Here is a 21,008-nt window from a genome sequence, read left to right as displayed (position 1 = left end):
CGCCGGTTGAGCTTGTCGAAACCCCTTACCGCTGCGCATATCTGAGTTCTCGACGGGCTCGACCGGCGACAAATCAGCGCCATTTTTTTGGGGTGCGATCAGGCCAGGGCCTTGGCCTTCAGACGGCTGTACTCCTCGTTGCTGATCGTGCCGGCGTCGAGCAGTGCCTTGGCCCGCGCGATCTCGTCGGCCGGGCTGCCGGCCACCGAGCGGATGTATTCGTCGGCGGCGGCTTTGTTGCGTTCGGCCTGGACCGCCGCGCGTTGGCCCATGCCGCGGCCACGAACGATCAGGTAGATGAGTGCGGTGATCACCGGAAAGAAGATCAGTGCGATGACCCACACCGCACGCACACCACCGTTCAGTTCACGATCGCGGAAGACGTCGATCACGATGTTGAACAGCACCATCAGGTACGACACGAAGATGATGATCGTGAGGGTGTACCAGAAGATGCTGCCCACATTCGACCAGAATTCGGGCATCAAGAAGGGCCTTTCGGTTCGGGGTGCGCTGACTCGAGCCAGTGCGACAACGAGCCTAGTGATAGCCCACAACCATTGCGGCAGCGACCCACTGTCTGGGCCGGCCTATCCGATAGGGTCATTTCCACTGGCCAGCAGATCGGACACCGCACCATGACCGTTGAGGCCCCGCCGCGAGCACCTTGGTACCGTCGCCGGTTGCACATCGCCACCCCGCCACGTCCGAGCAGCGACCCGGCGCCCGACCGATCGGGCGCCATGGCCCGGCTTGACCGCCTGCTTGCCCTGGACGCCGATATTCCGGACGACACCAGCACCACGTTGTTCGAGCCCGACCGGGCCGCCCCGGTCACCGTTGTAATGTGGCACGGCTTCACCAACGCACCCTCGCAGTTCACCGCGGTCGCCGAGCGGCTCAGCGGGCCGGGTTGCCGGGTGCTGGTGCCGCGGATGCCTCGGCACGGGTTGGCGGACTTGCTCAACCGTGAACTGGCCGGGCTCACCCAGGGCGAACTCGTCGAGCACGTGAACGCCTGCATCGATGTCGCGGCAGGTCTTGGCGACGAGGTGTGGGTGTTCGGGCTCAGCGCGGGCGGCACCATGGCGGCCTGGGCCGCCGCCACCCGCCCGGAGGTGAGCCGGGCTGTGTTGGCCGCACCGCTGGTGGCGCCCAAGGGCTTTCCGATGCCGGCGGTGCGGCTGTGCGTCAGGTTTCCGCGCATCGTGCCGAGGTTCTACATGTGGTGGGATCCGCGAGTGAAGGCCGAACTGGGCCACAGTCCGTACGCCTACCCTGGCTTTCCTTTACCGGGCGTGATGCCATACCTGCACCTGTCCGAGGCGCTGTTCGACCACAGCGTCGAGGCGGGGCACCGGCTGCAGCGGGTGGTGCTGATCACGAACCCCAACGACATCGCCGTGCGGCAGGACGCCGCCCAGGCCTTCGGCAGAACAGTGCTCGCGGGAGCGTCCGACTACTACGGAGTGGCACACATCGACCGTGATCTGAACTGGGCCCACGATTTCGTCGACTCCTGGTCACCAAACGCCGGCACCGCCGAGGAGGTCGTTGCCGTGGCGTCCGCCGCCTTCGGGATCGGTGACCCGGCGGCCGGCGGCCTGCTGGTGCCGCCGTTGGTCACGAAACATCCCTGACCATCAGTGTGAATTCTTCGCACCAGTGCCCAAGGGTCTCGCTCGTTGCGCCGTAAGCTCGCTCAACCGTGCGAAGAATTCACACTCGGCCTGAGCACCAGACTGGGCAGGTCGGCAGAAATGCCCGCGGTTGCGCCGGTCGAACCCCTGCCGGGGCTGGGCGGCCGGCTGGCTCGACTTCTCTCGACGATCGCGATGATCAACGCAACCACCGCTGGTTGAGCTTTTCGAACCCTTGCCGCGGCGGCAGGTCAGACTGCTCAACAAGCGCGACCACCGAGAATGAGCGTTTGTCTCGACCGGCGATGAGTCAGTAGCTGCGCCGCTTGCCCTTGTGAGAACCGCCCTCGGAGTGGGGGCGGTGACTCGGCGACCGGCCCTGCCCACCCTTGGCGTACCCGCCGTTGGGTTTGCGCCGCTTGTCGCCTCGGCCGGCAGTTTCGCCGCGGGCCGGGGTAAGTTCGATCAATTTCCCAGAGATGCGCGTGGACTTCAGTGCCTCCCACGTTTGCTGCGGCAGCTGGGCCGGCAGTTCGACCAGTGAGTGGTCGAGGCGAATGTCGATGTGCCCGAAGTCTTCGCGCCTCAGCCCGCCCTCGTTGGCCAGGGCGCCGACGATGTGTCGCGGCGTGATGCGATGCCGCTTGCCCACCGCGATGCGGTACGTGGCGAGCGCGGGAACGTCCCCCCGCGGGCGCTGCTGCCGCGTGGCAGGTTCGGCGCCCTCGTCGTCACGGTGCGCACGACCCTCGCGCGGCTGTGGCTCGCGGTCGGGTTCGAGTAGCAGTGGCTCCTCGCCCTGAGCGGCCAGGGCCAAGGCAGCCGCCACATCGAGCTCGGGCACGTCGTACTCGTCGACGTAGTGCGCCACCACCTGCTTGAAGAAATCCAGCCGGTCGGAGCCCAGCGCCCGGGTGATGGCGTCGTCGAACCGGCTCAGCCGGGTGGCGTTCACGTCGTCGGCGGTGGGCACGGGCGTCTGGGTCAGCGACTGGCCGGTGGCCCGTTCGATCGCCGAAAGCAGCCGCCGTTCTCGCGGGGTGACAAATGAAATCGCCTCGCCGCTGCGGCCGGCCCGACCGGTGCGTCCGATCCGGTGCACGTACGACTCGGTGTCCAGCGGCAGATCGTAGTTGACCACGTGGCTGATCCGGTCGACGTCAAGGCCGCGCGCGGCCACGTCGGTGGCCACCAGAATGTCGAGCGCGCCCGACTTGAGCTGGTTGATCGTGCGCTCGCGCTGGGCCTGAACCACGTCGCCGTTGATCGCCGCCGCCGAGAAGCCGCGGGCGCGCAGCTTCTCGGCCAGCGTCTCGGTCTCGTTCTTGGTGCGGACGAACACGATCATGCCCTCGAAGTTCTCGGTTTCGAGGATGCGGGTCAGAGCATCGACCTTCTGCGGGTAGGGCATCACCAGGTACCGGTGCTGCACATTGGCCGCCGTCGCGGTGCGACCCGTCACCTTCACCTCGACCGGGTCGGACAGGTATTTCTTCGACAGCTTGCGGATGGCCGGCGCCATGGTGGCCGAGAACAAGGCCACCTGCTTATCGCGCGGGGTGTCGGCCAGGATCGTCTCGACGTCTTCTGCGAACCCCATGTTCAGCATCTCGTCGGCCTCGTCGAGCACCAGGAAGCGGAGCCGCGACAGGTCGAGGGTGCCCTTCTCGAGGTGGTCCATGATGCGGCCGGGGGTACCCACCACGACCTGCACGCCGCGGGCCAGGGCGCTGAGCTGCACTCCGTAGCCCTGGCCGCCGTACACCGGGAGCACGTGCACGCCCGACAGCCGGGCCGCGTAGGTCTGAAACGCCTCGCACACCTGCAGGGCCAGCTCACGGGTGGGTGCCAGCACCAGCCCCTGCGGGGCCTTCTGCCCCGGTTCGAGGCGCTGCAGAATGGGCAGTGCGAAGGCCGCGGTCTTGCCGGTTCCGGTCTGGGCCAGGCCCACCACGTCACGTCCGGCCAAAAGCGCCGGAATGGTCTCGGCCTGAATCGGGGACGGGTTCTCGTAGCCGATGTCGCTCAGCGTGGCGAGCAGCCGGTCGTCGAGGCCAAGGTCGGCGAAGTCGGGCTCGTCGCCGGGGGAGTCATGGGAGGTCACGCTCCGACGGTAGTGCCCAGACCGCCAAAACACCGCCTCGGCTGCCCGACGGACCGATCGTCGTCACTCAGGTGCCCGCCGCGCAACGGTCCGGCTGGTCGAGTGCCGACCGTCGTCGGAGCCGTCCGGCGCCCCGATAGCCAAGAGCGACGCGGTCGTGAAAGGTCTCGCCGTGCACTCTCTCGAACTTCGCCGGCGCTCGCCCTGGGTCGCGATGCTCGACACGGTGCTCTTCGTGCTGGCCGGGCTGGCTTCGGTGTGGTTGGCCTATCAGACGCCGGGCGACGGCATTCAGCCCGGCTGGCCGTTGCTGCTCGGGGTGGTTATCTGGGTGTTGGTGCCCTACCTGGTGCTGCCGCGCATGCACCGCATTCTGAGCCGCGTCCACGTGCCCGACTACTTCATCGGACGCACCCGCACCGCCCTGCTGGGCGAGCCGGTCAACCTGGCACTCCGCGGCAGCGCCGATCAGGTGCGCCAGGCGATGGTGGCCGCCGGCTGGCGAATCGTGGTGGACGCCCTGCGTCGGCGCAGCTACCCCAACGCACCGGTGAGCGCGCTGGTGCTGTTCGGACGCGCCTACCAACGACAGGCTCGACAGGCTCGACCAGCGAAGATTCAGCGTCTCGTAGGGAAGTGCTGTTCAACGCGTCCACTGTTGGTTGAGCTACGTCGAAACCCCTAGTGAGGATGGTCTGACTGTGGTCTCGACAGGCTCGACCATTGAAGATTCAGCGTTTCCCGGGGAAGTGCTGTTCAATGCGTCCACTGTTGGTTGAGCTACGTCGAAACCCCTAGTGAGGATGGTCTGACTGTGGTCTCGACAGGCTCGACCATTGAAGATTCAGCGTTTCCCGGGGAAGTGCTGTTCAATGCGTCCACTGTTGGTTGAGCTACGTCGAAACCCCTAGTGAGGATGGTCTGACTGTGGTCTCGACAGGCTCGACCATTGAAAACTCAGCGCCTCCTGAGGGTCCCGTGCGGGTCCTCACCGAGGGTGGGCCATGGTGGGCAGCTTGGGCTCAGGCGCGCCAGAATCCCGAGAAGGTGATCCGGCTCTTCGGCACGCCCGCCTGGTGCAGCGTGCGTCGGCCCTGTGTGGCCAAGCGCGACTCACCGACCACGAAGGCGTACGCCCCGGGGTGCTTGCCGGCGCAGTCTCGCAGCACGCTCAGCGCACGGTGCCCGACCGGGTCGGACGCCCCGCGCGCTACCCACTGAATCCGCATGCCCGTGGGTGCCGTCACAGGGTGCACGTCATCAGCGGCAGGCACCTCGATGATCGCCGTGCCCACCGCATGGCTGGGCAGGTCGCGCAGAATGCCGCGGACGGCCGGAAGCCCGCTCTCGTCGCTGACCAGAACGAACTCCTCGGCATCGGAGGGCGGGTCGAACAGCACGCCCTGATCGAGCAGCCCCGCAGGGCTGTCCGGCTCGGCGTGGACCGCCCAGCGGGCCACGCCTGAGAGCTCACCCTCATGCCAGTGAAGCACCACGTCGATGTCGAGCTCGGCCACCTCGCCCGCGCAGCGATACTCGGCAACGGTGTAGTTGCTGCAGTGCGGGCGATCGGCCTCGGGAATGTCCAGGTAGGACTGCCACCACTGGCGACCCTTCACCTCGGGCAGACGCAGTTCGCCGCCCGGCCGCACAGGAAAGAAGAGCCGAAACCAGTGGTCGAGGCCGCGCCAGTCGAAGCCGCACAGGTCGCCGGAGGCAATGGTGACCCGCTGAAACGAGGGCGAGACCCGCTGGGTGCGCACGACCTGGGCAGTGAACATGCGGGGTTCGCTGGGCATCAGAGGGGGGTACGTGGCCATACGAGAGTCCTTCAGGCGGTTAGGGAAGCGCTGATTTTTCGCTGGCCGAGCTTGTCGAGACCTCAAACGGAGTGCTCTGACTAGGGGTTTCGACAAGCTCAACCAGCGGTAGGCGCATTGACTAGGGTCTTCTTAGGTTAGGCTAACCATATGGCTTCTCGGGCGTTCGCCGCCGTGCGGCGCCGGCGGCTGAGCGCCACGGCCGCGATGGGTCTTGCGCTGGTGGTCGTGCTGCTGGCCAGCCTGGCGCTGGGCAGCAACCCGATCTCGCCGGCGCGGGTGGTGCAGGCCCTGCTCGACCCGGCGAACGATCCCGATTCGGTGGTCTGGGGTTCACGGGTGCCGCGCACGGTGCTCGGCCTGGTGGTGGGCTTCTGCCTGGGGGTGTCGGGCGTGGTGATGCAGGGCCAGACCGGCAACCCGCTGGCCGACCCCGGACTGTTCGGCGTGTCGGCGGGCGCCAGCCTGGCTGTGGTGCTTGGCGCGTTTTTGCTGGGGCACAACTCGATGACCGCGTCGCTGCTGCTGGCCATGGCCGGGGCGCTGGTCGCCAGCGTGCTGGTGTTCACGATCGGCACGCTGAGCCGAGACCTGGCCAATCCGGTGCCGCTGGCCATCGCGGGCACCGCAGTCAGCGCCCTGCTCGGCGCTGTGATCTCATTTCTGGTGCTGACCAACCAGAGCTCGCTCGAGGCGTACCGGGTCTGGGTGGTGGGCTCGCTGTCGGGCCGCGGCCTGGACGGCCTGCTGCCGGCCCTGCTGATGGCGTCGGTGGGCCTGGTGCTGGCCGTGCTGAACGCCCGTTCGCTGAACAGCCTGACCCTGGGCACCGAACTCGCCCAGGGCTTGGGCGAGACGCTGTGGCGGGCCCGGCTGGTCGGGCTGGCCGGCATCACGCTGACCTCGGCCAGTGCGGTGGCGCTGGCCGGGCCGATCGGCTTCATCGGGCTCACCGCACCCCACCTGGGCCGGACGCTGGTGGGCGGTAACCATTTCCGGTTGCTGCCCGCTTCGGGCCTGATCGGCGCCGTCACCCTGCTGGCCTGCGACGTGGTCGGACGGCTGATCGGCGGTCAGGCCGAGGTGCCGGTCGGTGTCGTGCTGGCCACCCTGGGCGGTGTTGCGTTTGTCGCCATCGTCCGACGCACCACATTGGCGGCGTTGTGAGCCGCCGGCAGGGCGTCGACCTCGGCGTGATCGCACTGCCCTGGCGGGCGCGCGTCTTCTGGGTCACAATCGCTTGCCTGATCGTGGTGCTGGCCGCGTTCACCTTCGGAATCGTCGCGGGTTCGTCGCGCATGGGTGTCGCCGACGTCTGGGCCACCCTGGCCGGCGCGGGAAGCCGCAGTTTCGAGTTCATCGTGTTTGAACTGCGGCTGCCTCGGGTGGCCGCGGGCATCGGCGTCGGGCTCTGCCTCGGCCTGGCCGGTGCGCTCACCCAGACCTTCTCGCGCAACCCGCTGGCCACCCCCGACATTCTCGGCGTCACCTCGGGCGCGGCGGCCGGGGCGGTCATCGCCATCGTGGTCGGCGGTGGAGGCTACGCGGTGGGTGCGTCCCTGCTCGGTTTCGGCATTCCGGTGGTGGCCACCGTCGGCGGGCTGCTCGCCGCCGCCGTGGTCTACGGCCTCTCGTGGCGCCAGGGCGTCGACAGCTTCCGATTGATTCTGGTGGGCATCGGCGTCACCGCCATTCTCGCAGGGCTGACGAACTACCTGCTGGTGCGGGCTCAGCTCAGTCAGGTGACCGCCGCCACCCAGTGGCTGGTCGGCAGCCTCTCGGGTGTGTCGTGGGCCAGTGTCTGGCCGATGGCGGTGGTGCTGGCCGTCGTGGTGCCGTTCGCGCTCAGCCAATCGGCACCGCTGGGCATCGGGCAGTTGGGCGACGAGTTCTCGACCGGCCTGGGTGTCGCGGTGCAGCGGCATCGTCTGTTGGTGATCGCCGCCGCCGTGGTGCTCACCAGTGCCGCGGTCTCAGCTGCCGGGCCGGTTGAGTTCGTCGCCTTCGTCGCCCCCCAGGTGGCCCGCCGCCTGGCCCGCACGGCGCGTCCCCCGCTGATCGCGTCGGCCCTGGTCGGCGCGGCCCTGGTGTTGGTGGCCGATGTCGCTGCCCGGGTGCTGCTCGGTGCCGAGATACCCGTCGGGGTGATCACGGCGATCATCGGGGCGCCGTACCTGATCTGGCTGATCACTCAGCCCAACCTCAAGGAGCGTGCATGACCACCTCCGAGCCCGCGCTCGTAGCCGAGGGCGTGACCCTTGGCTACGACCAGCACACGGTGTTCACTGGGCTCGACCTGCGCATCGACCCCGGCACCGTCACGACTCTGATCGGCGCCAACGGCTGCGGCAAGTCGACCCTGCTCAAGGCGTTCGGACGGCTGCTCACGCCCCGCGCCGGCCAGATTCGGCTGGGCGGCACTCCGCTGCGGCAGTTGTCGTCACGGGCGGTGGCGCGGCGACTGGCGATACTGCCGCAGAGGCCGCTCACGCCGGCGGCGACCACGGTGCGCGACCTCGTGATGCGCGGACGTCACCCGCACCAGACCTTGTTGCGGCCCTGGAGCCCCGATGACGCTCGCTTGGTCGACGATGCGCTGGCGGCCACCGGTATGACCGAACTGGCCGACCGTGACGTCACCGCACTGTCGGGTGGCCAGCTTCAGCGGGCCTGGATCGCGCTCGTGCTGGCCCAGGACGCGCCGCTGATCCTGCTGGACGAACCGACCACCTTTCTCGACCTCAGCCACCAATTGGAGGTGCTGCGGCTGGTCCGGCGGATCAACGCCAGCCAGGGTGCCACGATCGTCATGGTGCTGCACGATCTGAGCTTGGCCGCGCGCTATTCCGATCGGCTCGTGGTGCTGCACGACGGTGCGGTGCTGGCCGACGGCGAACCGTGGCAGGTGATCACCCGCGAGGTGCTGGCCACCGCGTTCGGGCTGAACGCGCTGGTGATCGCCGACCCGGCCTCGGGTCGTCCGCTGGTGGTGCCGCTGGAGCCCGGTCAGGACGATCACCCGGCGGACGGGGGAGCATCACCCAACGATGGGCTGAGCAACGCCCGAGCTGTTGGTTGAGCGTGGCCGAGGAATCGCCGAACAACGCAATCAGCGCTGGTTGTGCGTGTCGAAAACTCTTGTCGGAGTCTGGTGTTCCGAGGTCTCGACAGGCTCGACCAACGCTGGTTGTGCGTGGCGAAACCCCTTGCCGACGTCTGATGTACCCAGGTTTCGACAGGCTCGACCCGTGAAAGTCGGACGTTGCCTTCGACCCCGCACCGGCGCACCGCGGCAGAGGATCTCGGAACGCTCGACCGTGCAGCCCGGGTCTTGCGGCCGACGACCGCTCGGTCGGGCGGTGTCCATGACGGATCAGAAACCAGGGCAGCCGATTAGGTTAGGCTAACCTGACCTTCATGCACCTTTCCTCGAAGTTTCGCGCGCTCGTTGCCGCGCTGATCTGCCTGGTGGCACTGGCCGCCTGCAGTGCTCAATCGGGCACTCCAGCCACGTCAGCCGCGTCCAGCCCGTCGGCAGCCGGGCCCTGGAGTTACACCGACGACACCGGCGCGACCATCACTTTGCCGGCCAAGCCGCAACGCGTCGTCGGCTTCGCCGACCAGGTGCTCACGCTGCTCAGCTACGGGGTTCAGCCGGTCGCGGTCTTCGGCCGGGTCGATGTCAAGAGCGACCCGCGTTTCGAGGGCATCGACCTGTCGAACATCAAGATTCTTGGCAACTCCTACGGCGAGATCGATCTTGAGGCGCTCGCCGAGGTGGCGCCCGACCTGATCGTGACCGGTGCATACCCCTCCGACCGTGAGGGCACCATCGACAGCACCCAGCCGCTGTACGGCCTCAAGGACGTCGAACAGCAGAAGAAGATGGAGGCTATTGCTCCCTTCGCCGCGATCAAGGTCGGTGGCGAGGGCATCAAGGTGATCGAGAGCGGCGTCAATCTGGCGCTGGCGCTGGGTGCCGACCAGGCCACCGTGGACGCCCATAAGGCCTTGTTCGAAACCGCATCGGCCAAGCTGAGTGAAACCGCCAAGGCCAGTGACCTGGAGGTCACCGCGATGTACGCAGACGCCGACGGCATCTACCTGGTCAAGCCCGACGACGAACCGCAGACCCAGTTGTTCAAGAGCCTGGGGGTCAACTACACCTCGGTGAATCCGGGTGGCGCTTACTACTGGGACATCTTCAGCTGGGAGAACGCGGCCAAGATGATGACCGGCGACATCATCTTGCTGTCGAACGAAGGCTTTCAGGTCGCCGACCTGAAAAAGCAGGCCACCTTCGCCAAGCATCCGGCGCTGGTCGCCGGTCAGGTGTACCCAAACCCCTACATCGCCATGAACTACTCCGCACAGGCCAAGGCGATGGACACCATGGTCGGCTACCTGACCACGGCCAAGGAGGTCAGCTAATCGCTGTCGCCTGCTTTGCTCCAGGGGGCGGTGGTCACCCCAACCGCCGCTGGTCGAGCTTGTCGAAACCCCTCACCGCAGCGCGATGGAAGCGCTGATGTTTCGTTGGTCGAGCTTGTCGAGACCTCGGATACAGTGCCCTGAATAGGGGTTTCGACAAGCTCAACCGGCCGCGCGCCACTCAGGGGCCGGCTGCGAAGCGGGCGCTTCAGATGCTGGCACTGAGCCGCCACTGGGCCGAGTCGCCCAGGCTGTTCATGTACCGCACTCCCGAGAGCTGGGCCCCGCTGGGAACGTCGAACACGATCCAGCCCTTGGCGCACTGGCCGGGCTTGTACAGCCGTCCCTCGCCGTTGGGGTAGCTGGGCGTCGGTTCGGAGCTGCCGTGCACGGTGCTGGCCGGGTACTCTTCGCTGTCGGGGCCGAGCAGCACCCAGTTGTCCCAGGTGAGTTCGATGCCGGACGCCGCAGACACGTTGCAGGTCTTGACCATCGCCAGCACCTGATTGCCGCGGTGGCCGTTCACCGTGGCGCGCTTGCTGTCGAGCACCGTGATGGTTACCTCGCCGTTCAGGTCGAGCACCTCGCCCGGTGCCCGGAAGCTGCCCGCCGAGCCGCTCTGAGTCAGGCTCGGTGAAGGCGAGCCGCTCTCAGACGGGGTCGGGCTCGGGCTGGTGCTGCCGGTGCCGGACGGCGTGGCGCTGGGCGAGTCGGTGGCCGACGGGCTCGCCGCCTCGGTGGCACCTGCCGAGAGCGAGATCTCAGGCACCGGCGGCGGTGTTGAGGCAGCGGGTTGCCCAACCGTGCAGGCACTCAACAGCAGCAGCAACGGAACCAGGCGCTTCATGCGCCGACCCTACGGCCACCGGTCGAGCAAGCGATACCCCACGAAGGAGGATTCAGCAGCGCGCCACCGCCGCGTGAAGCATCGTGGTGACGGGCTCTTTCTCGCACCCTGTGAGCGGGTCGGGCCGCCTTCACCGGCTACCCGGGTCACCGGTCGGCGCGCGAAGGCGATCAGGCCAGGGCGGCGCGCACCAGGCCGGCGGCGGTCTTGCCGTCGCCACGGCCGGCGATGCGCGGCGTGACCGCCTTCATCACCAGCCCCATCTGTTTCATCGTCGGCTTCTCGCCGAGGGTTGCCGTGACGGCCGCCACCTCTTCGTCGACGATCGCCGCGATCTCGGCCTCGCTCAATTGCTGGGGCAGGTACTCGGCCAGAATTGCGGCCTCGGCCAGCTCCTTCTGAGCCAACTCGGGGCGGTTGCCGGTGGTGTAGGCGTCGGCGGAGTCCTTGCGCTTGCTCACCTCGCGGGCCAGCACCTGCTGCTCGTCGGCGTCGCTCAGTTCGCGGGCCGCCTTGCCCGCCACCTCTTCGTTGGCGATGGCGGCCAGTGCCATGCGCACCGTCGACTTGCGGGCTTCGTCGTGGGCCTTGAGCGCGGCCACCAGGTCGGCTTTGAGTCGGGTCTTGATCGCTGCCATGGAAATGTGGGTCCTTTCGGGTAACCGCACCATTGTGGCATCAACGCCCGCCGTAGAATCGGCGCCGATGTCTATGCGCCTGTTCGCCGCCGTCATTCCGCCCGCCACGGCGCTCAACGCGCTTGAGGCCTTCGTCGAGCCACGTCGGGCTGCAGACCCGGCCCTGCGCTGGGCCGGACGGGAGCACTGGCACCTCACGCTGGCCTTCTTCGGCGATGTGCCGGACGGCCGCATCGAGCCTCTGCAGCATGCACTGAGCGGGGTGGCCGGGCCGCCCTTCCCGCTCACCCTGGACGGCGCCGGCTGCTTCCCCAACCCCGCCCAGGCACGTGTGCTCTACCAGGCCGTCAGCACCGGCGCTGACGAGCTCACGACCCTGGCCCGCCGGGTGCGCAGCGCGGCCGATCGCGTCGGTGTGCCGTCCGACAATGCCCGGTATCGTCCGCACCTGACTCTGGCCCGCACTCGCCGACCGGCGCCACTGACCCGCTGGCTACGGGTGGTGGACAGCTTCCCCGCGCTCAGCTTCGGCGTCGACTCGTTCGTGCTGATGAGTTCGCATCTGCACCCCAGCGGGCCCGACTACCGGGTCATCCACAGCGTTTCCCTCTGAACCCGATCAAAGTCGATCCACCGCTGGGGAAGCGCTGGCTGTTCGCCGTTCGAGCCTGTCGAGACCCCGAACGGGGTGCTCTCATTGTGGGTTTCGACCTAGCTCAACCAGCGGTGGGTGCGTTGATCAGTGCGTCCCAGGACCTCCCGTGGGGCCGACCTCACCGCGACCTCCCTGCGGGGCCTGGCTCGACTGGGCCAGGGGTGCTGCACAACCACCCGACAGGCGGTGCGCGTCCACGTGGCCCAGGGCTGCCCCACGCCCACCCGGCCGGCGGCGCACGTCCACGCACCGACTGAACCGCGGCCGTGCGCCGAGACCGCGGTTAGGCTGAACCAGCGGTACCGACGAAGGCGAGCAATTCCATGACCTACCAGCCCGAAACTCTGGCCGTGCACGCGGGGCAAGAGGTCGCCGACTCGGCGACCAACGCCCGCGCGGTGCCGATCTACCAGACCACGTCGTACGTGTTCGACGACACCCAGCACGCCGCGGACCTGTTCGCGCTCAAGGTGCCGGGCAACATCTACACCCGGATCATGAATCCGACCCAGAGTGTCTTCGAGACCCGGATGACGGCCCTCGAGGGCGGCGTCGGGGCCCTGGCCACCAGTTCGGGATCGGCTGCGGTGACCTACGCCGTGCTCAACCTGACCTACGCCGGCGACAACATCGTGGCGCTCAGCACCTTGTACGGCGGCACCTATGCGCTGTTCGCCCACACCCTGCCGCAGTTCGGCATCGAGGTGCGCTTCGTCGACCCCGAGAAGCCGGACGAACTCGCCCGGCACGTCGACGACAAGACCAAACTGGTTTTCGGCGAGACGGTGGGCAACCCGCTGGTCAACGTCGTCGATCTCGATGCCTGGTCGGCAGCCGCGCACGCACTCGGCCTGCCGTTCATCGTCGACAACACCGTGCCAACCCCCTACCTGTGTCGGGTGTTCGAACACGGCGTCGACATCGCGGTGCATTCGGCCACCAAGTACATCGGCGGCCACGGCACCTCGATCGGCGGAGTGATCGTTGACTCCGGTAACTTCGACTGGACGGCACACGCCGACCGGTTCCCCGGCCTCACCCAGCCCGACCACGCCTACCACGAGGTGGTCTGGACCGAGGCGGCCGGCAACCTGGCCTACATCATTCGTGCCCGCACGGTGCTGCTGCGCAACACCGGCGCCGCCGTCACGCCGATGAACTCCTGGCTGTTCCTGCAGGGTCTTGAGACCCTGCACCTGCGCATGGAACGGCACAGCAGCAACGCCCTGGCGGTGGCGCAATACCTCGAGCAGCACCCGGCTGTGTCCTGGGTGAACTACCCGGGCCTGGACTCGTCGCAGTGGCACGAGATCGCCCAGCGAATTCTGCCCCGCGGGGCGTCCGGCATCGTGTCATTCGGGCTGAAGGCCGGCCGCGACGGCGGCTCGAAGTTGGTCGAGTCGCTGCAACTGTTCAGCCACCTGGCCAACATCGGCGACGCCAAGTCGCTGGTGATTCACAACGCCACTACCACACACAGCCAGCTCACCGAGAGCGAGCTCGAGGCCGCCGGTGTGGCGCCCGAGATGGTGCGCCTCAGCGTGGGGATCGAGAATGTGGACGACCTGATCGCCGACCTGGATCAGGCGCTCGCGCAGTTCTGACCACGATGACGATCCCCGGTTCGATCGGTCAGGTGCAGACCCAGACCGCCCGGCTGTTCACCGAGCAGGAGCCGCTGCGGCTGGCCAGCGGTGAGTGGCTCGGGCCGGTCGACGTCGCCTACGAGACCTACGGCACCCTCACGCCGGCCAAAGACAACGCGGTCTTCATCTGCCACGCCCTCACGGGCGACGCGCATGCCGCCGGCCTGCACTCGGGCGCCAAACGTCCGGGCTGGTGGGACAACCTGATCGGCCCGGGCAAACCGCTCGACACGAACCGATTCTTCGTGATCAGCGCCAACCTGTTGGGCGGCTGTCAGGGCACCACCGGCCCGGCCAGTATCGACCCGGCCACCGGTTGTGCCTACGGGCTGAGCTTTCCGCTGCTCGATATGGCCGACTTCGTGACGGTGCACCGGGCGCTGCTCGCCCACCTGGGCATCGACCGGCTGCTGGCGGCTCTGGGCGGCTCGCTGGGCGGCATGCAGGTGCTGCAGTGGGCGTTGACCCACCCCGAGCAGTTGACCAACGCTGCCATCGTGGCGGCGTCCTCGCGGCTGACAGCGCAGAACATCGCTTTCTCAGCGGTGGCCCGGCGGGCGATCATGGACGACCCCGAATTTCACGAGGGCCGCTACGCCGAACGCGGAGTGGTGCCGCGGCTCGGGCTGCGCACGGCGCGCATGATGGCCCACATCACCTATCTGTCAGAGGACGCGTTCAGCGAGAAATTCGGCCGCACTCCGCACCCCGAACGCGACAAGCCCGGTTTCGGCATCGACTTCGCCGTCGAGAGCTACCTCGACCACCAGGGCCGGGTGTTCCTCGAACGTTTCGATGCCCTGTCGTACCTGTACCTCTCGCGGGTGATGGACTATTTCGACCCGTTCAGCCGGGCCGGCGTCACCGACCTGATCGCGCAGTGCCCGGTCAATTTTCTGGTGATGTCGTTTGATACCGACTGGCGGTTCAGCACCGAGCACTCCCGGCGCATCGTGAAGCATCTGTCGAACGCCGCCCAGCCGGTGACGTTTCGCAACATCCCCTCCAGTTGGGGTCACGACTCGTTTCTGCTGCCGGTCGAGCGTTACCACGACACCTTGCGGGCCTGGTTCACCCGGGCCCTACAGGAAGGTCTGCGATGACACTTCGGCCAGACCTGAACCTGATCGCACATCTGGTGCCCGGCTCGTCACGGGTGCTCGACCTGGGTTGCGGCGACGGCACCCTGTTGCACCACCTGATCAACGCCCACGACTGCACCGGCACCGGGGTCGAGATCGACCCCGACAAGGTGCTGGCGGCGATTCTTTCGGGTGTTCCGGTGATGGAACTCGACCTGGACGCCGATCTGTCGCTGTTCGCTAGCGGCTCCTACGACACCGTGGTGCTGTCGCGCACGATCCAGACCATTCGGCACCCCGAACTGGTGCTCACCGAGATGGCGCGGATCAGCAGCCGGCTGATTGTGTCGGTGCCCAACTTCGGGCTATTGCAGCACCGGATCATGTTGCTGCGCGGACGGATGCCGATGTCGCGAGAGCTGCCCTATAGCTGGTACGACACCCCCAACCTGCGGTTCACCACCCTGGTCGACCTTGAGGAGTTATTCACCAAGCTGGGGCTGGTGATCGACCAACGGATCAACCTGTCGATGACCGGTGAACCGCTGGGCAAGGGCTTCCGGGCCGCGAACCTGCGGGCCGGTGCGGCGGTGTACGTGCTCAGCCGGAGCTAGGGGAGTGCTGGTCTGCGATCCTGCTGGTCGAGCTTGTCGAGACCTTTTGCTGGAGCGCATGTGCGAGGTTTCGACTCGCTCGACCGGCGAGAGTTGGTCTGCGATCCTGCTGGTCGAGCTTGTCGAGACCTCGATTGGAGTGCTCTGACTAGGGATTTCGGCAAGCTCGCCCGGCGATTGATCAGCGTTCCCTAGGCGGCGCGATCTTCGACCGCGCGATCGGGAAGCATCAACTGCGAGCGGCTGGGCGCGAACGGCTTGAGTCGCAGTGGCATGCCGGCCTCGGCCGGGGTGTGGTTGGCCTTGCGGGCGTTGCACGTGTGGCAAGCGGCGACGGTGTTCGTCCAGGTGTTTCGACCGCCCCGGCTGATCGGCAGAATGTGGTCGACCGTGGCCGCCCGTTCGCCGCAGTAGCCGCAGATCCGTCGGTCGCGCTTGAGCACGCCGCGCTTGGTCCAGCCGGGCACCCGGCTGTACAGAAAGCTGGTTTTCACATACCGCACCAGCCGCAGCACCTCGGGCTGCGGGAACGAACCGAAGACCAGGTCGGGGTGAGCAGCCTCGACCACCGCGACCTTGCGCACCAGCATGCCGATGGCGTGCTGCAGCGACACGGTGTGCAGCGCGGTGTCGTCAGTGTTCAGAATCAGCACGGCCATGCGGGTACTCCCTTCGCAGGTGTGGCGAGGTGAGCGCAAAAAAAACCCGCCCCGCATGAGCGCGGGACGGTGCCATCACCTTCGACTGGTAGCGGGGTCGCAGTCACTATCTGCACACCGGCCATCGGACGCTCGACGCGATCACGTGGGAGTGTGCTCATCTGAACCCCTCGACTCCAAGACATGCCCAGCGTAACCCCGGGAACATCGATCCGACAGCCGACACGTTCGCGCGTTCGTCACCCGTAACAGAGATGAGAGGTGTAAGGCCATCGACTCAAGGGCAAGGCGCACCCACGGCACTGGGGCCCGGCGCGACGGGGGTGCAGGTGAAGAGCCTGTGGCGACGAGAGCCACGGCCACCGTCCGCCGCTACTTGCCCAGCGCCGCGATCACGTCGGCAACCAGAGCGTCGGTGCGAATGTCGTCGGTCGACGGCGAAAAGCCGAGTCGCACCACCACCAGCTGCTTCGACGGCACCACGTACAGCTTCTGCCCGTCGTGACCGCTGGCCCAGTACGCGTCCCGAGGCAGCGACGCATTCACCAGCGTCCCCTCGGGGGTGAGGTTCGTCCACCACCCGGCGGCGTAGTTGGGGTCTTCACGGTTGGCGATCGGCAGCGTCGTCGTGGTGGCCTTCATCCAGCCCTCAGGCAGCAGTCGCTGGCCGTTCCACACCCCGTCGTTCAGTGCGAACTGGCCGATCGCCGCCCAGTCCCGAGGGGTAGCCCACAGATACGAGCTACACACCGGGGTGCCCGTGGCATCCGCCTCCCAGGTCGCAGAGATCAGGCCCAGCGGGGCCAGCAATTGGCGCCGCGGCAGGTCGGCGCCCTGGTTCACCTTGCTGTTCAGTACCGCGCACAGCAGCGTGGTCGAGCCCGACGAGTACTGCTGAACCGTGCCCACGGGGTACGCCGACTTCTGCTCCGCCACGAAGGTGGCCATGTCGGCCTGGTTGTAGAGCATGTCGGTGATCGGAGTTCCCAGGTCGTAGGTCTCGTCCCAGGCCAGGCCACTGCGCATGCGCAACAGGTCTTCGATGGTGATCGTCGCCCGTTCGTCGGTCCATTCCGGACGCAGATGGTCGTCGTCCAGCGACACCAGGCCCTGCTGCACCAGCCGTCCGAGCATCAGGCTGGTCGCGCTTTTGCTCATCGACCAGCCCAGCTGCGGGGTGCTCGCGGTGAAGCCCGGCGCGTAACGCTCGGCGACGATGACGCCGTGCGAGACCACCACGACGCCCCGGGTGCCGAGCGTGTCGCGTCCGCTCTGGTCGAGGTCGTCGCCGAACGCCCCGGCCAGCGCGGCTGACAAGGCGGCCTTCGGCTGCGGCGTGGGTTGCTTGGCGAAGCGGTTGTTTCCGGCTTCGATGCGCGAGGCCGTGCCCAGAGCCGGACGGTTGATCGCCAGCGTGCAGCCGAAGCCCTCGACCGGCCAGGCGTGCTGACCGGCCAGCACGCCGAGCACGGTGGACTGGTAGCCGCCCGAGTCGGTGCCCACCCGCAGGTAGGGCACCAGCGGGTTGGGTGGAAGGTCGGCGGTCAACGGGCTGCGGTGCGCGATCACGTCGAGCGCGCAGGCGTTGTGGGCGGCGTACCCGGTGCCGGTGCGCAGCAGCGGCCGCAGGTACCAGTAGACGCCGATCAGGGCGATCATGGCCAAGGCGATCACGCCCCCGAGTATGCGCAGCCACAGCCGCCCCCCACGCCGCATGCCGCAAAGGTACTCCCACTCGACGTGCTGATCAACGCCGACGCCTGGGGTTTCCTTGCCGAAACCCCTTGTCAACCTCAAATAGATAGTGGCCAGGTGGGTGGCAATTCGCCCTGATCGTCCACCGCGCCATGGCTCGGCGGACGATCAGCCGAGCAGTCGCGCGATCATGCGTCCCACGGCCTCGGGCTGGGGGCCCTCGGTGGGGGCGAACCCCGCCTGCAGCAGCAGCGGGTGGCCCTGCGCGATTGCATACCCTTGGCCGGCCCAGGCGAGCATCGGCAAGTCGTTCGGCATGTCGCCGAAGGCGACCACTCGTGACGCGTCGACGCCCAGCGAGTGGCACAGGGGTGCCAGCCCGGTGGCCTTCGTGACCCCGGGGGCACTGATCTCGAGCAGACCGTAGTCGCCGAGGTGCGAGTGGGTCATGGTCAGCCGGTCGCCGATCACGCCGCGGCCGCGTTCGGCCAGTGCGTCGCTGCCCAGTTGGTCGTGAAAGCCGAGCAACTTGAGCACGGGCTCGGTACGTCGGGCCAGTTCGGGCAAGGGTGCTACGAGTAGCCATTCACCCTCTTGCTGTTCGATGCCCGGCTCGCAACCGAAGTATTCGCCCCACTCGAAGGCGAAGCGCAGGCCCGGAATTGCGGCGCGCAGGTCGTCGGCAACCTCAACCGCAACCAGCGGGTCGAGGCCCTGCACCGTCGTGTGCCGCCGCTGCTCCAAATCGAACACCCCGGCACCGTTGCTCACCACCACCTCGGGGTGAATGCCAGGAAGGTCGTGCAGCACGTCCAGCCAGCGCGACGGACGTCCGGTGGCCACCACCACCGGAACGGCTCGGTCTGCCGCCAGTTGCAGAGCCGAACGGTTCACCGCCGACACTGCGCCGGCCCCGTCCACGAACGTGCCGTCGAGATCGGTGACGATCAGGGCGGGTATCACAGCCGCGAGTTGGGGGTCGGCTGGCCGGCGCCCGGCGAGCCGGACTGCGGCGAAGGGGACCCCGATTGTGGGGACGGTGACCCGGACTGCGGTGAGGGGGACCCCGAGTGTGGGGACGGCGAGCCGGACTGTGGGGACGGTGACCCGGACTGCGGTGAGGGCGAGCCGGACTGTGGGGACGGTGACCCGGACTGTGGTGAGGGGGAGCCGCCACCAGACTGCGGTGACGAGGTGGGCGGCACCGGCGGCGGCGGGCTCTGCTGCGGGGACTGCTGAAAGATCAGGATCGCGATCAGCACCGCGAGTGCGGCCAACAGCAGCATCAACAGCCACGAGGCCAGAATCGACACCCAGCCGGCCCGGTCGTGCCGACCCGGCCAGGGCAGCGGCCACAACCGGGCCACGCCCGGCCCGGCCCGGTCGATCCAGTGCAGACGGTAGTCGGGGCCGCCCGGCGTGCCCTGCAGCGGCAGCCTGGCCAGCGCGACCTCGTCGAGAATCCGACTCGCCTCGGCGACCGCGGCTGGCGAGCCGTCATAGGCCAGAGCTACCCACGGGGCCAGGGGAGCGTCATCGGGGTCGACCGGGTCGTCGTTCTCATCGCGGAATTTGTGGCCCAGCCGGCCCTCGTCCTGGCCGTGGCCGCCGCGGGCCACCACGGTGTCGATGTGCAGTTGGTTCACCACCCCGGCCAGCCGGTCGCGGGCGGCGGCGTCGTTCGAGGCCCCTTCCGACAGCAACAGCAGCATGACCGGGGTGTTGGCGTCGTCGTGACCCGCGTAGGCGACCCCGGACGGGGTGGCCGCCAGCCGGGCATCAAGCCAGAAGTCGCTGATCTTGGGCGGATCGTCACTCAGCAGCGGCGTCAGCGGAACGCCACCGCCGCCCGGCGCGCTGGGGTCGCCGGGTGCCGGGTTCTGCTGCTCTGACATCGGCTCCCATCTCATCACAGGAGCCAAACCGGTTGGCCGAACTCCAGGGCGGTTCCATTCTGCCCGATGTCGGGAAGGGGATCGTTGACCGGCGCGTGGGTCGCCGAGTGCCGTCAGATGAGCCCGGTAAGGTTGCCAGCAGAGTCGCGGGCTGCGCCCGCAAGTATCGTGAATCAGCGAGCAGGAGACACGCGTGTCCAATCCGACCCAGGCCCCGGGCCAGCAGCAGCCGCAGGGCAATCCGGCCACTCGCGAGGCAGCCCGCGTGTTGGGTGAGGCGATCGCCCAGGTGCAGCGGGTGATCGTCGGGCAGGAGCACATGGTCGAGCAACTGATGGTCGGCCTGCTGGCCAAGGGCCATGTGCTGCTCGAAGGTGTGCCGGGCGTCGCCAAGACGCTGGCCGTGCGCAGCTTCGCCACCGTCGTGGGCGGCGACTTCTCGCGCATTCAGTTCACCCCCGACCTGGTGCCGTCCGACATCGTCGGCACCCGGATCTACTCGGCCCGGCAAGAGAAATTCGACATTGCGCTAGGCCCCGTGTTCGTGAATTTCGTGCTGGCCGACGAGATCAACCGCGCACCCGCCAAGGTGCAGTCGGCGATGCTCGAGTTGATGGCCGAGCGCCAGGTCTCGATCGGTGGCACCACCTACCCGGTGCCGAAGCCGTTCATCGTGATCGCCACCCAGAACCCGATCGAGTCCGAGGGCGTCTACCCGCTACCCGAGGCCCAGCGCGACCGCTTTCTGCTCAAGGTCGACGTGCCGTACCCCCGAGGCAACGAGGAGTTCGAGATTCTGCGCCGAATGAGCGTCAGCCCGCCCGAGCCGACCAACATTCTCAACCCCGACCGGGTGAAAGAACTGCAAGACCAGGCGTCCAACGTGTTCGTGCACAACCTCGTCGCCGAGTACATCGTGCGGCTGGTGCTCGCCACTCGAACGCCGGCCGAGTTCGCCATGCCCGACCTCACCTCGGTGATCCAGATCGGCTGCTCGCCGCGCGCCACGCTGGGCCTGGTCGCCGCCTCGCGAGCGCTGGCCCTGATTCACGGACGCGACTACGTGCTGCCCACCGACGTACAGGCCGTTGCCAAGGACGTCATGTCGCACCGCCTGGTGCTGGGCTTCGACGCTGTCGCCGACAACATCACCCCCAGCCAGGTGGTGGAACGCATCGTCGCCATGGTGCCGCCGCCCACTCCGGTGTGGAACCAGCAGCAGCGCGACCAGTCGCACACCCAGCACCGGCACAACCCGAGCTACTCCAACTGAGCGCGGTGA

20 protein-coding genes are annotated in these 21,008 nt (G+C 67.7%); 11 read left to right on the top strand and 9 right to left on the bottom strand.

What is annotated here, in order from left to right; genetic code table 11:
• Window positions 1-98 precede the first annotated feature (98 nt).
• Window positions 99-485 carry a PLDc N-terminal domain-containing protein gene (locus tag QM721_RS08085; protein ID WP_415120760.1) on the bottom strand — a complete coding sequence of 129 codons (387 nt, stop codon included), beginning with the start codon at window positions 483-485 and terminating at the stop codon, window positions 99-101.
• Window positions 486-683: 198 nt separating this feature from the next.
• On the opposite strand from QM721_RS08085, the gene QM721_RS08080 reads away from it, so the two are divergent.
• The gene (locus QM721_RS08080) at window positions 684-1,640 is read left to right on the top strand and encodes an alpha/beta hydrolase (RefSeq protein WP_415120758.1); all 957 of its coding nucleotides are present in this window, start codon (window positions 684-686) and stop codon (window positions 1,638-1,640) included.
• Between the two features lie 310 nt (window positions 1,641-1,950).
• Here QM721_RS08080 and QM721_RS08075 read toward each other — a convergent pair whose 3' ends face one another.
• The gene (locus QM721_RS08075; RefSeq protein WP_415120756.1) at window positions 1,951-3,744 is read right to left on the bottom strand and encodes a DEAD/DEAH box helicase; all 1,794 of its coding nucleotides are present in this window, start codon (window positions 3,742-3,744) and stop codon (window positions 1,951-1,953) included.
• A gap of 172 nt (window positions 3,745-3,916) precedes the next feature.
• Between QM721_RS08075 and QM721_RS08070 the strand changes: the two genes are divergently transcribed.
• Window positions 3,917-4,429, top strand: coding sequence for an LssY C-terminal domain-containing protein (locus QM721_RS08070; protein WP_415120754.1), 513 nt, complete (start codon window positions 3,917-3,919; stop codon window positions 4,427-4,429).
• 337 nt (window positions 4,430-4,766) lie between these two features.
• Here the strand turns inward: QM721_RS08070 and QM721_RS08065 are convergent, their stop codons facing one another.
• Window positions 4,767-5,543, bottom strand: a complete 777-nt coding sequence (locus QM721_RS08065) for a siderophore-interacting protein (protein WP_415120752.1) — start codon at window positions 5,541-5,543, stop codon at window positions 4,767-4,769.
• Window positions 5,544-5,714: 171 nt separating this feature from the next.
• Between QM721_RS08065 and QM721_RS08060 the strand changes: the two genes are divergently transcribed.
• The 4 genes from QM721_RS08060 (at window position 5,715) to QM721_RS08045 (ending at window position 9,995) form a co-directional block, all read left to right on the top strand.
• Window positions 5,715-6,731 (top strand): FecCD family ABC transporter permease, encoded by a 1,017-nt coding sequence (locus QM721_RS08060; protein WP_415120750.1) that lies wholly within the window; start codon window positions 5,715-5,717, stop codon window positions 6,729-6,731.
• Window positions 6,728-7,783: a FecCD family ABC transporter permease gene (locus QM721_RS08055; RefSeq protein WP_415120748.1), complete on the top strand. Its 1,056-nt coding sequence runs from the start codon at window positions 6,728-6,730 to the stop codon at window positions 7,781-7,783. The genes QM721_RS08060 and QM721_RS08055 overlap by 4 nt, the downstream gene beginning before the upstream one ends.
• Window positions 7,780-8,643, top strand: a complete 864-nt coding sequence (locus QM721_RS08050) for an ABC transporter ATP-binding protein (RefSeq protein ID WP_415120746.1) — start codon at window positions 7,780-7,782, stop codon at window positions 8,641-8,643. Before QM721_RS08055 ends, QM721_RS08050 begins: the two co-directional genes overlap by 4 nt.
• Before the next feature lie 338 nt (window positions 8,644-8,981).
• Complete coding sequence (locus QM721_RS08045; protein WP_415120744.1) at window positions 8,982-9,995, top strand: ABC transporter substrate-binding protein; 1,014 nt, start codon at window positions 8,982-8,984, stop codon at window positions 9,993-9,995.
• 208 nt (window positions 9,996-10,203) lie between these two features.
• Here the strand turns inward: QM721_RS08045 and QM721_RS08040 are convergent, their stop codons facing one another.
• Both QM721_RS08040 and QM721_RS08035 read right to left on the bottom strand, forming a co-directional pair.
• Window positions 10,204-10,842 carry a hypothetical protein gene (locus tag QM721_RS08040; protein ID WP_415120742.1) on the bottom strand — a complete coding sequence of 213 codons (639 nt, stop codon included), beginning with the start codon at window positions 10,840-10,842 and terminating at the stop codon, window positions 10,204-10,206.
• A 170-nt stretch (window positions 10,843-11,012) separates the two neighbouring features.
• Complete coding sequence (locus QM721_RS08035; protein WP_415120740.1) at window positions 11,013-11,480, bottom strand: GatB/YqeY domain-containing protein; 468 nt, start codon at window positions 11,478-11,480, stop codon at window positions 11,013-11,015.
• Between the two features lie 67 nt (window positions 11,481-11,547).
• Here QM721_RS08035 and thpR point away from each other — a divergent pair, with 67 nt between their 5' ends.
• The 4 genes from thpR to metW all read left to right on the top strand — a co-directional run bounded on the left by thpR (window position 11,548) and on the right by metW (window position 15,477).
• Entirely contained in the window at window positions 11,548-12,093 is a 546-nt protein-coding gene (gene thpR / locus QM721_RS08030) for an RNA 2',3'-cyclic phosphodiesterase (RefSeq protein WP_415120738.1), read from the top strand.
• Window positions 12,094-12,458: 365 nt separating this feature from the next.
• Window positions 12,459-13,739: an O-acetylhomoserine aminocarboxypropyltransferase/cysteine synthase family protein gene (locus QM721_RS08025; RefSeq protein ID WP_415120736.1), complete on the top strand. Its 1,281-nt coding sequence runs from the start codon at window positions 12,459-12,461 to the stop codon at window positions 13,737-13,739.
• 5 nt (window positions 13,740-13,744) lie between these two features.
• On the top strand, window positions 13,745-14,884 hold the full coding sequence (gene metX, locus QM721_RS08020; protein WP_415120734.1) for a homoserine O-acetyltransferase MetX: 1,140 nt from the start codon (window positions 13,745-13,747) through the stop codon (window positions 14,882-14,884).
• The gene (gene metW / locus QM721_RS08015; protein WP_415120732.1) at window positions 14,881-15,477 is read left to right on the top strand and encodes a methionine biosynthesis protein MetW; all 597 of its coding nucleotides are present in this window, start codon (window positions 14,881-14,883) and stop codon (window positions 15,475-15,477) included. Before metX ends, metW begins: the two co-directional genes overlap by 4 nt.
• A gap of 191 nt (window positions 15,478-15,668) precedes the next feature.
• Here the strand turns inward: metW and QM721_RS08010 are convergent, their stop codons facing one another.
• From QM721_RS08010 to QM721_RS07995, 4 genes are all read right to left on the bottom strand, one after another.
• A complete protein-coding gene (locus QM721_RS08010) occupies window positions 15,669-16,136 on the bottom strand; it encodes an HNH endonuclease (RefSeq protein WP_415120730.1) in 468 nt (155 codons plus the stop codon).
• Between the two features lie 372 nt (window positions 16,137-16,508).
• Window positions 16,509-17,852 (bottom strand): serine hydrolase domain-containing protein, encoded by a 1,344-nt coding sequence (locus QM721_RS08005; RefSeq protein ID WP_415120728.1) that lies wholly within the window; start codon window positions 17,850-17,852, stop codon window positions 16,509-16,511.
• A gap of 147 nt (window positions 17,853-17,999) precedes the next feature.
• Window positions 18,000-18,794: an HAD family hydrolase gene (locus QM721_RS08000; RefSeq protein ID WP_415120726.1), complete on the bottom strand. Its 795-nt coding sequence runs from the start codon at window positions 18,792-18,794 to the stop codon at window positions 18,000-18,002.
• Complete coding sequence (locus QM721_RS07995; RefSeq protein WP_415121053.1) at window positions 18,791-19,543, bottom strand: hypothetical protein; 753 nt, start codon at window positions 19,541-19,543, stop codon at window positions 18,791-18,793. The genes QM721_RS08000 and QM721_RS07995 overlap by 4 nt, the downstream gene beginning before the upstream one ends.
• A 376-nt stretch (window positions 19,544-19,919) precedes the next feature.
• Here QM721_RS07995 and QM721_RS07990 point away from each other — a divergent pair, with 376 nt between their 5' ends.
• Window positions 19,920-20,999, top strand: a complete 1,080-nt coding sequence (locus QM721_RS07990; RefSeq protein WP_415120724.1) for an AAA family ATPase — start codon at window positions 19,920-19,922, stop codon at window positions 20,997-20,999.
• Window positions 21,000-21,008: the final 9 nt, after the last annotated feature.

Origin of the sequence: Micropruina sp., assembly GCF_047602085.1 — a bacterium.
In the GTDB taxonomy this organism is placed as follows: Bacteria; Actinomycetota; Actinomycetes; order Propionibacteriales; family Propionibacteriaceae; genus Micropruina.
Note: the sequence above shows the minus strand (reverse complement) of the source record. Positions and strands in the feature narration are given on the sequence as shown.

What these genes read in the sequence shown, in the direction of transcription:
- QM721_RS08085 (WP_415120760.1), bottom strand. Translation starts at nt 485, where the DNA reads ATGCCCGAATTCTGGTCGAATGTGGGCAGCATCTTCTGGTACACCCTC.
- QM721_RS08065 (WP_415120752.1), bottom strand. Translation starts at nt 5,543, where the DNA reads ATGCCCAGCGAACCCCGCATGTTCACTGCCCAGGTCGTGCGCACCCAG.
- QM721_RS08060 (WP_415120750.1), top strand. Translation starts at nt 5,715, where the DNA reads ATGGCTTCTCGGGCGTTCGCCGCCGTGCGGCGCCGGCGGCTGAGCGCC.
- QM721_RS08050 (WP_415120746.1), top strand. Translation starts at nt 7,780, where the DNA reads ATGACCACCTCCGAGCCCGCGCTCGTAGCCGAGGGCGTGACCCTTGGC.
- QM721_RS08045 (WP_415120744.1), top strand. Translation starts at nt 8,982, where the DNA reads ATGCACCTTTCCTCGAAGTTTCGCGCGCTCGTTGCCGCGCTGATCTGC.
- QM721_RS08040 (WP_415120742.1), bottom strand. Translation starts at nt 10,842, where the DNA reads ATGAAGCGCCTGGTTCCGTTGCTGCTGCTGTTGAGTGCCTGCACGGTT.
- QM721_RS08035 (WP_415120740.1), bottom strand. Translation starts at nt 11,480, where the DNA reads ATGGCAGCGATCAAGACCCGACTCAAAGCCGACCTGGTGGCCGCGCTC.
- thpR (WP_415120738.1), top strand. Translation starts at nt 11,548, where the DNA reads ATGTCTATGCGCCTGTTCGCCGCCGTCATTCCGCCCGCCACGGCGCTC.
- QM721_RS08025 (WP_415120736.1), top strand. Translation starts at nt 12,459, where the DNA reads ATGACCTACCAGCCCGAAACTCTGGCCGTGCACGCGGGGCAAGAGGTC.
- metX (WP_415120734.1), top strand. Translation starts at nt 13,745, where the DNA reads ATGACGATCCCCGGTTCGATCGGTCAGGTGCAGACCCAGACCGCCCGG.
- metW (WP_415120732.1), top strand. Translation starts at nt 14,881, where the DNA reads ATGACACTTCGGCCAGACCTGAACCTGATCGCACATCTGGTGCCCGGC.
- QM721_RS08010 (WP_415120730.1), bottom strand. Translation starts at nt 16,136, where the DNA reads ATGGCCGTGCTGATTCTGAACACTGACGACACCGCGCTGCACACCGTG.
- QM721_RS08005 (WP_415120728.1), bottom strand. Translation starts at nt 17,852, where the DNA reads ATGCGGCGTGGGGGGCGGCTGTGGCTGCGCATACTCGGGGGCGTGATC.
- QM721_RS07995 (WP_415121053.1), bottom strand. Translation starts at nt 19,543, where the DNA reads ATGCTGCTGTTGCTGTCGGAAGGGGCCTCGAACGACGCCGCCGCCCGC.